This window comes from Phaeobacter sp. JH20_34 (assembly GCF_048056095.1).
GTDB lineage: Bacteria > Pseudomonadota > Alphaproteobacteria > Rhodobacterales > Rhodobacteraceae > Phaeobacter > Phaeobacter bryozoorum.
The window spans coordinates 190325-202484 of sequence record NZ_JAYMWT010000004.1; the positions used below are offsets into that span (position 1 = coordinate 190325).

The following is a 12160-nucleotide window of genomic DNA, read 5'->3' on the forward strand; positions in this document are numbered from 1 at the left end:
GGCCCTTTTGCGTGGATCATCACAGGGTGGCGAAATTGCCCCCGGCCCACAGGTCCGGCGTGTCACGGACTCACGCCGACGGGAGGCGTCTGCACATGGGTCCAATGACCCCAGGCACCCCCCAGGCACCTTCTGTTCGATCCAACAAGCTGTTCGTAGATATCCGCCGCCCCAGATGGCGCATTGGTCCCCGGTTGCGCCCGGCGGATGTCCCTGGGTCCCGTCGAGCCATGTGCCGTGACACATGGCTCTTGATGGGACAGGATGCCGTTGGGATGGAACGGATAACGGCATCCTGTCATGACCATGCCCTGCCCGGAGCGGTCTGGTCTGTAACCCAGTTCACAATGGATTAAGATTTGTCCGATTGCCGGTCCCGCGCGCGGCGGGCTCCCCGGCTGGCGAGGGCAGTCTTTGGGAAAAGGTGCGGCGGGAGGGTCCGGGGCCTGCGGAGATCCGAGCCTGCGGCTTTGTCAGCCGATGTCGGGGTCCGACAGCAGCCGCAGCGCAGCCCGGTCGCGGATGGTAAGACCGCCACGGCTGATGTCGATCACATCGCTGCGTTTCCACTGCGACAGGGTTTTGGAGACCGCCTCGCGGGTGGCGCCGACAAATTCAGCCAGCTCGCTCTGTGACAGCGACAGCCGCCCGTCGCCGCCTTCGGTGGTGAGATACAGCAGTTTGCGCGCCAGCCGCACCGGCATCGGCAGAAACACCTGTTCGCTGTATTGCGTGTTCATCCAGCGCATCCGCTGACCAGCGAGGCGCAGCAGATCTCCGGCGAGCGAGGGATGGTGTTGCAGCTTGGCGAGCACGTCGCCGCTGCGCAGTCGGCGCAGGCGGCTGGGCTCCAGCGCGGTTGCGGTCGCGGTGCGGGGGCCGGGGTCAAACAGGGCGATCTCGCCGAAGACGGCACCGGGGCGCATGATGTCCAGCGACAGTTTGCGCCCGGCAGAGGACAGGGTGGAGAATTCAATCGCGCCACTGACGATGGCATAGAGCGCGTCGCCCTCATCCCCCTGTTCAAACAGTTCTTCGCCAGCCTGCAGGAGGACTTCACTGGCCTGGCTGTCAAGCATTTCCAGCAACCGGTCGGAGGCACCAGAGAGGAACCCGCGGTCGGGCAACAGCCATTTGCGGCGGGCCGAGGAGGCCGCGCGACCGGTGCTGTTGCCGGAGGAGCTGCCCGAACTGTGCAGGGCACCGGTGGCTGGAGATGGGCTCATGTCAGACCTTCGGTGCTAGGGGACGGGGCGGGGCGGGGATCAGTTCTCAACGGCTACCAACCCCAGTCTGCGGGCGCTGACCAGTGACAGCTGGTCATTGTCAAACCCGTCGCGTTCCTGAAATTTGCGCACGGCGGCCCGGGTGTCGCGATCCAGGATGCCGGTGATCTGGCCTTGGTAGAGGCCACGCACCGCCAGGGCGCGCTGGACCGAGCCGACGAATTGCGGCGTCATATCCACCGGGCAGGGGGTTTCAAACCAGCTTTCGCGGCGCGGGCGCACGATGTCCTGTCGGGTCTCGCGGCGAAACCGCGCCGGTTCCAGCACCTGCCCGTCGGCGGCGGTTCTGGCCGGTCGGGTCATCACCTGAACGGTGACGGTTTCGATCACGGCGGGTGTGGTATGGGTGCCCCAGCAGCTGCCGGGGGCAGCGCCGGGCGGGGCGGCGGGAGCATTGCGCGACACCTGCAGGCTGCTGCTACCGGTCTGTGGCGCGGTACAGGCCGCAAGCAGCACCACCAGCCCCGCCGTGGCCGGCAGGACTGTGCCTCGGCAGATATGCCGCAAAAAGGCCTGCCCCAGCCAGGGCCCGTGCGGGCGCAAGAGGTCAGACATGAACAAAGTCCCCGTGTCGAAACACCTGTGTCGAAATACCGGCAGCCGTGATGCCGGGATGGCCCCGCGTCGGAGCGCATCCGGGGCTAGGCTACCGCAGTTCGCGCCCCAGCGCAAAGCCCCGTTATCGCCGGGCCTGTTGGTGTTCCATCCTCTGATGGCTCAGCTAAGGCGCGTGACCGGCCACCAACCCAAAGGGGGAGGACGCAGGGAGGGCAGGGGCCTGGTGCAACGCGGCGCAGGAGTTTTGCCCTGCGGGTGGTTTCTGACTGGCGCGGTGGCCAGCGGTTGGCTACAACCTCGGACGCAACGCGAAAAAGGATGCAGCTGACGATGGCAAAGATCACTTATGTCGAACACAATGGTGCCGAACATGTTGTGGATGTGGCCAATGGCCTGACCGTGATGGAAGGGGCGCGCGACAACAATATTCCCGGGATCGAAGCGGATTGCGGCGGCGCCTGCGCCTGTTCGACCTGCCATGTCTACGTCGATGCCGCCTGGGTTGAGAAGCTCCCCGCCAAGGACGACATGGAAGAGGATATGCTGGATTTCGCCTATGAGCCGGATCCCGCGCGCTCGCGTCTGACCTGCCAGATCAAGGTGACGGATGATCTGAACGGTCTCGTGGTGCATATGCCCGAAAAACAGATCTGATGCGGCTGGGGCCGCAGGCGCGGCGTCATCTGTGGCGCGCCTGGCCCCTGTCTCGACGCCGCGCAGGTCAGGCGCTGCGCCCGTGGCGGGCGGGGTCCTGGGCGGGCCCTGCCATTCCTGGCGCATTGGCGCGGGCGATCTGTGCAGGCGGGCTGCTGTCCGCAATGGTTTCGGCTGCGGCGGCGCAGGATCCGCTCCGGCTCACGAGTGCTGAATTCGCCGCACCCACCGCGCATTATCCGCATGGGGTGCTGGGCGATCACATCGAGTATTCGGCCCTGGTGGTGCAGGACAGCCGGGGCACCCGCCATCGTGTGGCCCTGCCTGTCGCTGGTGCGGTCTTCGAGGACCTGGCGCCACGGCTCTGGGATGTGACTGGCGATGCGCTGCCGGAGGTGGTGGTGGTCGAAAGCGATCCGGACAGGGGCGCGCAGCTGGCGATCTATGGTCTGCATGACGGGGCGCTGCGCAAGATGGCAGCGACGCCGCATATCGGCACGAGATTTCGCTGGCTGGCCCCGATCGCGGCGGCTGATCTGGATGGCGACGGCCATATCGAGATCGCCTATATCGACCGTCCTCATCTGGCGAAAACCCTACGGATCTGGCGCTATCGCGACGGTGCGCTGCATCAGGTCGCACAGCGGTCCGGGCTGACGAACCATCGCATCGGGGAGGGTTTCATCACCTCGGGGCTGCGGGACTGCGGCGATGGCCCGCAGCTGCTGACTGTGGACGCCGGGTGGAGCCGGATCATGGTCAGCACCCTTGTGGCTGGTCGCGTGATCAGCCGGGAGATTGGTGCATATTCGCCTGCGACGGGTCTGGCGGCGGCGCTGCGGTGCGAGGGGCCGGTTCAGGCCGACTGAGCGGGCAGGCGGCAGATGCTCGGCGCCGCTTCGGTAAAGTTGGGTTTATTTTCTTGCCGGCTGTTGCCGCAGTGCGCCCCTGCGTTGCAGATTTGTTCACCACTTTGCGCGTATTCTCTTGATCAAGACCCCCCGGATTGCGCTGTCGCAGCCGGTGGCGGAACCCGTTTGCAAGCAGGAGACAGGCGCGTGACCTTTTCACCCTATGTGCTGGGAACCGGTATCGCCGGATGGAATTTTCTGGACCGAACCCGCGCCCAGCAGCAGGAGATTTTTGAAAAATCGCCGATCATTGATCGCGCGGTGCAGGACTTCACGCGGAAAATCGACAATATCCAGACCGCCGATCAGCTGCTCGGCGACTATAACGTGCTGAAGGTTGCCCTGGGCGCCTTTGGTCTGGAAGAGGACATCAACAACCGCGCCTTCATCAAGAAGGTGCTGGAATCAGATCTGTCTGAGCCCACCTCTTTTGCCAACCGGCTGAACGACAGCCGCTATCTTGGTCTTGCGCAGACCTTTGGCTTTGGCAGTGAGAGCGGCCCGCAGCTGCCGAGCACAAGCATAGAAAAACCCTATGTGGCGGTCGCCAGCCCGGAGGATCTGCTGTCGAACCAGACCCTGCTCAATCAGGCTCTGGATGACTTTGGCCTGAAGAAATACGCCGGTAACGAGTTCTTTCTGATGCGGGTCCTGGAATCCGATACCACCGATCCGAACTCTTTTGTGAACCGGCTGAGCGATACGAAACTGGCGGATTTTGCCAAGGCGTTCGAATTCAACCGGCCGCCGGATTACAGCACCAGCATGGAGGCGCTGGTGGGCGAATTCCTCGCCGTGAACGATGGCAATGGTCCGGCCAATGCGGATGAGCTGCTGGCCAATGAGGATCTGCTGAAGGCAGTCGTGGACAGTTTCGATCTGGAATATACCAACTCGATCTTCCTCAAGCGGATGCTAGAATCAAACCCCTATGATCCGGAATCGCCCGTCAACCAGCAGGAGGATCCGCGCTATCTGGCGATGTCGCGCGCCTTTGGTTTCGGGATCCCCGATATCAACAGTTTCACCAGCCCCGACGAGCTGCTGTCGCAGCCTGAACTGCTCGCGGATGCGCTGGAGCAGTTCTACCTGAGCAACCCAGGCGAGGATTATCTGCGTGATGTGCTGGAGTCCGATCTCTCGGACCCAAGCTCTTTTGTGAATCAGCCCGGAAATCTTGCGTTCCATAATTTTGCCGAGGCGTTTCAGAACGAATGGCCCACCGCGCCAAGCCGGATGAAGGTGCTGGCCGATGAGGTCGACGGCAAATTGGAGAACTATGAGCTGCCACGGCAGTTCGTGTTTGATTTCGATGCCTTTGAGGCGGGGCTGGATGTGTTCAACATCAGCGAGCGGCAGCTTGATTTTGACGTGATGATCAAGGCGTTTGAGTCCGATCTGTCCTCCGAAATTTCTTATGCAAACCTGCATCGGGATCCGAACCTGAAGGCTATGGCAAATGCTTTTGCTTTTAACCCCGGTACCAATGACCGCACCTATCCCGCGGGTTTCGCTGAGGAGATCGCGGGTCTATACAAGGATCGGAATTTCGAGGCCGCCATCGGGGAGAGTGACCCGAACATGCGCCTTGCCCTTGCCTTGGAGCGCGAGCTGCAAGCGATCGCGGATGCCGGTGGCAGCGAAGATGCCCATTGGTTCGGCATCATCGGCTCACCGCCGCTGAAAGCGGTGTTTGAGACGGCATTGGGCCTGCCATCCAGCTTTGGCCAGCTGAACGTGGATCGCCAGGTCGATGAGATGAAAGAACGTGCGCAGTCGTCTTTTGGCACCAGCCATCCGGCGGATCTTCTGAAGCCTGACAAGCTGGACGAGTTCAGAAACCGCTTCCTGTTGCTGAGCGGGCTGAACAGTGATCTGGCGTCGAGCGGCTTCAGCGATCCCGTCTTCACGCTGTTCCGATAGCGCGCGGGTAGTGCGACAAAGGTGCCGGGCCAGTGTCGGCCCCTGCGGTCACCCTTCGTGACATTGGCGCCTTACCCGGTACGATCAGGGACGCGGGCTGATCTGATCGGCCACGCCTGCGGAATTTGTGCCGACGCTCGGCCCCGTGATCGACTTCGGCGGCATGAGGCGCGATCTTTGCCGGAACCGGAACCGGAACCGGAACCGGAACCGGAACCGGAACCGGGGAGGGCTATGGTGGAGCAACCCGCGCCCAGCCCGTGACAGCGGTTGGATCTTGCGGGCCCCGGTGCGATTGCGAGCGCATTTCACGCCGTCACGGGCTGGGCGTGCCCACCACATGGGCGCCGTCGATATCACCCAGAGAGGAGAAAAGCGCGGCGGTATTGCTGACGCCGACCTTCTTCAACAGCCGGGCGCGATGAACCTCGACGGTGCGGTAGCTCAGCTCCAGACTTCGGGCGATTTCCTTGCTGGTCTTGCCTTCGCACAGCAGCGAATAGACCTCGCGTTCGCGCCGGGTCAGGGGTTGATAGGGTCGGGATCGGGACAGATCGGCAAAGCTCCAGACCGCGCGTGCCAGCGGCTCTTGCGGTGTGAAGCTATGGCCACGGACCCGGACCCAGAACAGGCTGCCGTCCTTGCGCCGCATCACCCGTTCGTCCCAATAGGGCGCGCCGGCTCCCAATGTCTCATTTCCCCGGTTGCGCAGGTTGAGAAATTCTTCCTGCGATGGGTAGAGAAAGGCAAAGAGCTGATCGAGCAGGTCCAGCCGGGTGTAGCCGAACATCTCGCAGAACCGCCGGTTGCAGTCGCGCAGGACCCGGTTTTCGGTGACAACGATCCCCACCGGCAGGAAATCATAGGCGAGCTGCATCAGGTCACGGGTGGCAAAGAGCTGGTCGAGCGTCTCGTCGCCGGGATCGCCCATGGGCGCTGTGCCGACGTCGAGGCCGGGGCGGGGCTGCTGGCTATTGGCCGTCATCTGGTCCTGCTGTTCCTGCATATGTCCTGCCTGTCGCGGCGACCGCAGCTCCGCGGCAGGGCTGAGCCTTCGGGAGCGGGGGCGGTCGCTGTTACAAGGATCTTAGCGGAGTGAAGGCAGCGTGAAAACAGGTGCTTGCCAGCCGGCATGCTGATCCTGTGGGGGTCAGGAGAGGTAATAGTCGATCGGTTGCAGCGGTGGCGGTACCTCCTCGCCCAGCTTTGGGGCCAGGCTGCGTTCAACGGTCCGGCAGATGGCATCCAGCGGCAGGCCGTTCACCGTTTCGCCAAAGGGGTGAGACAGCTCCTCGGTCACCTCTGCAAGGCCGAAGAAGACATAGGCGACAATGCCGACGAAAATCGGTGTCAGCCAGCCCGCGCTGTCGATCAGCGCAAAGGGCAGCAGCAGGCAATAGAGGTAGGTCGTGCGAAACACCAGCAGTGAATAAACATAGGGCAGCGGCGTGGTGGCAATGCGTTCGCAGCCCGCCTGAGCCAGCGCCATGCTGGCGGTGCGTTCGGCCAGCGCCTTGCGGGCAAACCCATCGTCGGCGGCTGTTGCGAGCGTCGCGGCAAGGGCGTCGAGCGCTGCGCAGGGCGGATGTGGCGCGGTGGTGAAATCGTCGCCTGCCCAGCGGGTTGCGGCGCTGGTGTCGCGTTCTTTGCGCAGGTTGATGCGGTGCAGATGCAAAAACGCAAGGGCCAGCCGCAGGATCCGGCGTCGGCTCTGCGAGTCGGCAACAAACAGGTCCACCTCACGGCTGAGGCTGCGCAGGTCCGCGACCAGCTGTCCCCAGAGCTTGCGACCTTCCCACCAGCGGTCATAGGCGGCATTGTTGCGAAACCCAAGAAACAGCGAGAGCGCGATGCCAAAGACCGCAAAAGGCGCGGCATTGGTATGGGGCAGGCGGGTGATATCGGCGTCAATCCACAGCACCAGCGCCGACAGGGCGGAGAGGCCGAGGATACGGGGCAGAATGCGGGGCAGGACAGAGCCGCGCAGCGCAAACAGCAGCTGCATCAGGCCGGGTTTGTCGCGTAGGATCATCGAAAGTGGACTCCGCTTCGCTCAAAGGCGGGACTAGGGCAATTGCGCAACTGGCTGACGGGGGATCCGAGACCGGGAACTGAGAGTGCCGGTCCCGAAAGGGGAGGCTCGCCTTGGCGCGCCTGCAACCTAGGGCCCGCCCCACCGCTGCACGTGGCCGAAAACGTCAGACTGGGGGGAGTTTGCGCGGTGTCCTGTCGGATTCGACCGGGCGGGTCTGGACAGCCCGGCGTGCGGTATCCTCACTGGGCGTCGGGGCTTGCCGCTTGCGCCGCCGGGCGCAGCAGCGCCCGGCCATGCCCAACTGTGTTGAGCCATCTGTGATGGTTCTGAAACAGACGGGAGTGCCTGCTCGGCCGGTCTTACTTCAGCGCGCGCCAGCCGATGTCGCGGCGGAAGAAGCCCTGCGGCCAGATGACACCCTCCACCATCGCATAGGCGCGGTCGCGGGCTTCTTGCAGTGAAGCGCCACGGGCGGTCACGTTCAGCACCCGGCCGCCAACGGCGAGCACCTTGCCGTCCTGTTCCTTGGTGCCCGCATGGAACACCATATTGCTGCTGTCCTCGGGCAGCGCGTCCAGGCCTTTGATCTCGGTGAATTTTTCGTAAGATCCGGGGTAGCCCTCTGCCGCCATCACCACGGTGATCGCATGGTCATCGGCCCAGTTCACCTGCGCGTCACCCAGGCGGCCCTCGGCGGCGGCCTGCATCAGGTCCAGCGCCTGGGCGCCGAGGCGCATCATCAGCACCTGGCATTCCGGGTCGCCGAAGCGGACGTTGTATTCGACCAGCCGCGGCTGTCCGTCCTTGATCATCAGACCCGCATAGAGCACGCCCTGATAGGGCATCCCGCGTTCCGCCATCACCCGCATGGTGGGCTTCACGATCTCTTCCATCGCCTTTGCCTCGACCTCAGCCGACAGCACCGGTGCGGGGGAGTAGGCGCCCATGCCGCCGGTATTGAGGCCGGTGTCGCCTTCGCCGACGCGCTTGTGGTCCTGCGCGGAGCCGATTGCCAGCACGTCCTCGCCATCCGCCAGCACGAAGAGGGAGGCCTCTTCGCCTTCCATGAACTCCTCGATCACCACCTCGGCGCCGGCACCGCCGAAGACGCCGCCGAACATGTCGTCGATGGCGGCCATGGCCTCCTCCTCGGTCATCGCGATGATGACGCCTTTGCCGGCCGCCAGACCGTCGGCCTTGACCACTGTCGGCACGCCGTGCTCGCGCACATGCGCCTTGGCGGCGTCCGCGTCGGTGAAATGGCCGTAGCCTGCGGTCGGGGCGTTTGCCGCGTCGCAGATTTCCTTGGTGAAGCTTTTGGAGGCTTCCAGTTTTGCTGCGGCCTCGGAGGGGCCGAACACGAGAAGGCCCGCCTCGCGCAGCCGGTCGGCAACACCTGCGGCCAGCGGTGCCTCGGGCCCGACGATGACGAAGTCGATGGCGTTTTCCTCGGCAAAGGTCACCACCGTGCCGCCGTCCTCGATATCAAAGGTGGCGCAATCGGCGATCTGGGCGATGCCCGCGTTGCCCGGTGCCACGATCAGCTTGTCACATTTGGGGTTCTGCATCACCGCCCAGGCGAGCGCATGTTCCCGCCCGCCACTGCCGAGGATAAGGATGTTCATGTCCGTGTTCTCCGATCTGCCTGCACCAATGGCGCCGTCGGCGGTTGCCGGGGCTTGCCTTGCTTGCGGCGGGTTCTATGCTGCGCGCGACTTCAAAACAAGAACCACCTGTGACGCAGGAGAGCAGCCCGCCGATGTCCGACCTGTTTGACGATCCCACCCCGGCTGACCGGCCCGGGCAGAATGCCCCCGAATTCACCGTTTCGGAAATCTCCGGCGAGGTGAAACGCACGCTGGAGGGCACTTTCGGCCGGATCCGGGTGCGCGGCGAGGTGGGCCGGGTATTCAAGGCGCGGTCCGGGCATCTTTACTATGACATCAAGGACGACCGCTCGGTGCTGGCCTGCACCACCTGGAAGGGGCAGATTTCCAGCCTTTCGGTGGTGCCGGAGGAGGGGCTGGAGGTCGTGGTCACCGGTCGGCTGACGGCCTTTGGCGGGCAGTCCAAGTACAACATGAACGTCGACGAGGTGGCGGTTGCCGGGCAGGGGGCGCTGATGGCGCTCTTGGAAAAGCGCAAGATGCAGCTGGAGGCCGAGGGGCTGTTTGCGCCGGAACGCAAGAAACAGCTGCCCTATCTGCCGCAGATCATCGGCGTGGTCACGTCGCCATCGGGTGCGGTGATCCGCGATATCCTGCACCGGCTGCGCGACCGCTTCCCGCGCAAGGTGCTGGTCTGGCCGGTCGCCGTGCAGGGCAAGGCCTGCGCACCGGAGGTGGCCCGCGCCATCGACGGCTTCAACCGGCTGACACCGGGCGGCGCGCTGCCGCGGCCCGATCTGATCATCGTGGCCCGGGGTGGTGGCTCGATCGAGGATCTCTGGGGGTTCAACGAAGAAATCGTCGCCCGCGCCGCCGCAGCCTCGCAGATTCCGCTGATCTCTGCCGTGGGGCATGAGACGGATACCACGCTGATTGATTTTGTGTCCGACCGCCGGGCGCCGACACCGACGGCGGCGGCAGAGCTGGCGGTGCCGGTGCGGTTGGAGCTGATGGGTTGGACCGAAAATCAGGGCGCGCGGCTGGTGCGGTCTGCCGGTCTGGCGGTGCAGCAGCGGCGCCAGCGGCTCAATGATCTGGCCCGCGCGCTGCCCAAACCCGACACATTGCTGGAAACCCCGCGTCAGCGGCTGGATCTGTGGGGGGGCAAATTGCCCGATGCGCTGATCCGGGGGGTTGAGCGTCGCCGCCTGCGGCTGAGTGAGGCGGCAGCTGCGCTGCGTCCCAGCACCCTGCGCCAATTGGTCAGCACCCGTGGCGACCGGCTGCGCAACCTCTCTTCAAGGTTGAGCCTGCGCCCGATCCGGCAGGATCTTGCGCGTCAGCAGGACCGCCTCGGCCAGCTGGCCCAGCGGCTCGACACCGTGCAGGCACAGCGGTTGGACCGGCAGCGGCAACGGCTGGAGGCAACCGGGCGTCAGCTGGATATTCTGAGTTACAAGGCCACGCTGCGGCGCGGCTATGCGGTGGTGCGCAGCGGCGAGACGGTGATCACCCGCGCCGCAGAGGCGGCATCGCAGGCGCGGCTTCATATCGAATTTGCCGACGCCGAGATCGAGGTGACCCCAACCGTGACAACGACCGCAGGCGGCGAAGCAGCCCCTGCCGTCAAATCCGATGCGGTCTCCGTTGCGCCATCGTCGGACGACCGGTCCAAATCCACCAGCCAGAAGCGCGACACATCAGACCCGGGGGATCAAGGCTCCCTGTTCTGAGCCGGCCTCTGGCGCGTGCTCAGACGCCGACGTCCGGGCCGAGGCAGAGCATCTCCTGGCCCAGCTCCTCCGCCTCGTAAAGCTCGGTTGCCTCCGGGTCGCCTTCGAACTGGGCAATTAACCCGTTGTCGCCAAATGAAAACTGCCAGCATTGCGGCGTGCCGATCTCGTCATAGACAAAACAGATCTGATCGGCTTGCGGATACCATTCGCCGTTCTGGCAGCGGCCATCCAGAAACGACCATATCACCCGGCGGTTGGGCAGATAGCGCTCAACCCCATAGGGCACGCCATCAAAACCGTAGAACAGGGTGCGGCCCTGGGTGTAGCGGTCGAACTGATCCGCTGTCAGAGGCGCACCGGCGGCGGCCGGACGGCCCTGCAGGGCGCTGCTCAACAGGATCGCCGAGAGAATCAGACAGAGCATTCGCATGGATCGACTGTGCCAGAGCCGTATCGCCCTGACCATGGTTTCCGCAGCGGGGGCGATGACAGGCAGAATCGCGCGATGCCTCGGGCACGGCGGCGCGGGCGCAGGGTTGCGCGGCGTCACCTTTGACCGGGGCCGGTGTGCTGGGCAACATCGGTGTGGAAAAAAGCCGCAGCCTCAGGTGGTTGCCCGGTGCAGATTGGTGCAGATCGGTGCGGCTGAGGTCATTGGCCAGAGCGAGGGGAGAGAGTGGGATGCCGGAATTGGGAAACAGCCCTATGGGGGATGCGTTGATCGGCGCGGCGGCGCTATTTGCGCTTGTGTATCTGGGGCTGACCGCGCGGCCGACCAGCGTGCTGCGCAGCGCGACCAAGACCCTGGCGGTGCTGCTGCTGGCGATTGCCGCCTGGCTTGGCGGTGGGCCAGTGCTGCTGACCCTCGCGCTTGGGCTTTGTGCCATTGGCGATTTCTGCCTGTCGCGGGATGGCGAAGGCGCTTTCATGGCCGGGGTCGGGGCCTTTGCAGCGGGGCATCTGGTCTATGTGTTTCTGTTCCTCGGTCAGGACAGCAGCGAGGCCGCGCGGCTATTGCAGATGCCGCAGCTGATCGGCGTTGTGGTGCTGGCGCTGGCGGGCATTGCCATGGCGCGATTGCTGGCGCCGCGTGCCGGTGCCCTGAAAGCTCCGGTGCTGGCCTATGTACCGATCATCATCAGCATGGGGCTGGCAGCCCTGACCCTGCCGCTGGGGGGCAGTCTGCAAGGGCTGGCGCTGGTACTGCCTGCGGCGCTCGCCTTCATGGCGTCCGATATCGTTCTGGCCTTTGAAACCTTTGTGCTGACCGAGGATCACCCGGCGCGGCGGTTCACGCCCTATGCGGTCTGGCCGCTCTACTGGGGGGCGCAGGCGGGGTTTCTGCTGGCGTTTCTGTAGCGGCTTAGGCCGGCTCCTGCATCGGTTTTGTGGCGGTCGGCGCACCGAGGTGCTTTGCACTTGCCGCAAAACCGCATTAGGTGTCCGCGTG

At 64.5% G+C, this 12160-nt stretch carries 11 protein-coding genes; 5 read left to right on the plus strand and 6 right to left on the minus strand.

From position 1 onward, the window contains the following. Positions 1–473 precede the first annotated feature (473 nt). Positions 474–1226: a Crp/Fnr family transcriptional regulator gene (locus VWZ81_RS02450; protein ID WP_340546127.1), complete on the minus strand. Its 753-nt coding sequence runs from the start codon at positions 1224–1226 to the stop codon at positions 474–476. A gap of 39 nt (positions 1227–1265) precedes the next feature. After that, positions 1266–1841, minus strand: coding sequence for a peptidoglycan-binding domain-containing protein (locus VWZ81_RS02455; RefSeq protein ID WP_416541993.1), 576 nt, complete (start codon positions 1839–1841; stop codon positions 1266–1268). A 333-nt stretch (positions 1842–2174) separates the two neighbouring features. Here VWZ81_RS02455 and VWZ81_RS02460 point away from each other — a divergent pair, with 333 nt between their 5' ends. From VWZ81_RS02460 to VWZ81_RS02470, 3 genes are all read left to right on the plus strand, one after another. Then, positions 2175–2498: a 2Fe-2S iron-sulfur cluster-binding protein gene (locus VWZ81_RS02460; protein WP_340546125.1), complete on the plus strand. Its 324-nt coding sequence runs from the start codon at positions 2175–2177 to the stop codon at positions 2496–2498. After that, positions 2498–3367: an FG-GAP repeat domain-containing protein gene (locus tag VWZ81_RS02465; protein ID WP_416541994.1), complete on the plus strand. Its 870-nt coding sequence runs from the start codon at positions 2498–2500 to the stop codon at positions 3365–3367. The genes VWZ81_RS02460 and VWZ81_RS02465 overlap by 1 nt, the downstream gene beginning before the upstream one ends. A gap of 189 nt (positions 3368–3556) precedes the next feature. Beyond that, on the plus strand, positions 3557–5332 hold the full coding sequence (locus VWZ81_RS02470) for a DUF1217 domain-containing protein (RefSeq protein ID WP_416541995.1): 1776 nt from the start codon (positions 3557–3559) through the stop codon (positions 5330–5332). Between the two features lie 316 nt (positions 5333–5648). Here the strand turns inward: VWZ81_RS02470 and VWZ81_RS02475 are convergent, their stop codons facing one another. The 3 genes from VWZ81_RS02475 to purD form a co-directional block, all read right to left on the minus strand. Then, complete coding sequence (locus tag VWZ81_RS02475) at positions 5649–6263, minus strand: LuxR C-terminal-related transcriptional regulator (RefSeq protein WP_416542444.1); 615 nt, start codon at positions 6261–6263, stop codon at positions 5649–5651. Positions 6264–6482: 219 nt separating this feature from the next. Then, positions 6483–7364, minus strand: coding sequence for a bestrophin family protein (locus VWZ81_RS02480; RefSeq protein WP_416541996.1), 882 nt, complete (start codon positions 7362–7364; stop codon positions 6483–6485). Positions 7365–7726: 362 nt separating this feature from the next. Continuing rightward, positions 7727–8992 carry a phosphoribosylamine--glycine ligase gene (purD, locus tag VWZ81_RS02485; protein WP_416541997.1) on the minus strand — a complete coding sequence of 422 codons (1266 nt, stop codon included), beginning with the start codon at positions 8990–8992 and terminating at the stop codon, positions 7727–7729. A 134-nt stretch (positions 8993–9126) separates the two neighbouring features. Between purD and xseA the strand changes: the two genes are divergently transcribed. Then, positions 9127–10707 carry an exodeoxyribonuclease VII large subunit gene (xseA, locus tag VWZ81_RS02490; protein WP_416541998.1) on the plus strand — a complete coding sequence of 527 codons (1581 nt, stop codon included), beginning with the start codon at positions 9127–9129 and terminating at the stop codon, positions 10705–10707. 19 nt (positions 10708–10726) lie between these two features. Here xseA and VWZ81_RS02495 read toward each other — a convergent pair whose 3' ends face one another. Further along, positions 10727–11140, minus strand: a complete 414-nt coding sequence (locus VWZ81_RS02495; protein WP_340546119.1) for a hypothetical protein — start codon at positions 11138–11140, stop codon at positions 10727–10729. A 251-nt stretch (positions 11141–11391) separates the two neighbouring features. Between VWZ81_RS02495 and VWZ81_RS02500 the strand changes: the two genes are divergently transcribed. Beyond that, positions 11392–12069 (plus strand): lysoplasmalogenase, encoded by a 678-nt coding sequence (locus VWZ81_RS02500; RefSeq protein WP_416541245.1) that lies wholly within the window; start codon positions 11392–11394, stop codon positions 12067–12069. Positions 12070–12160 lie beyond the last annotated feature (91 nt).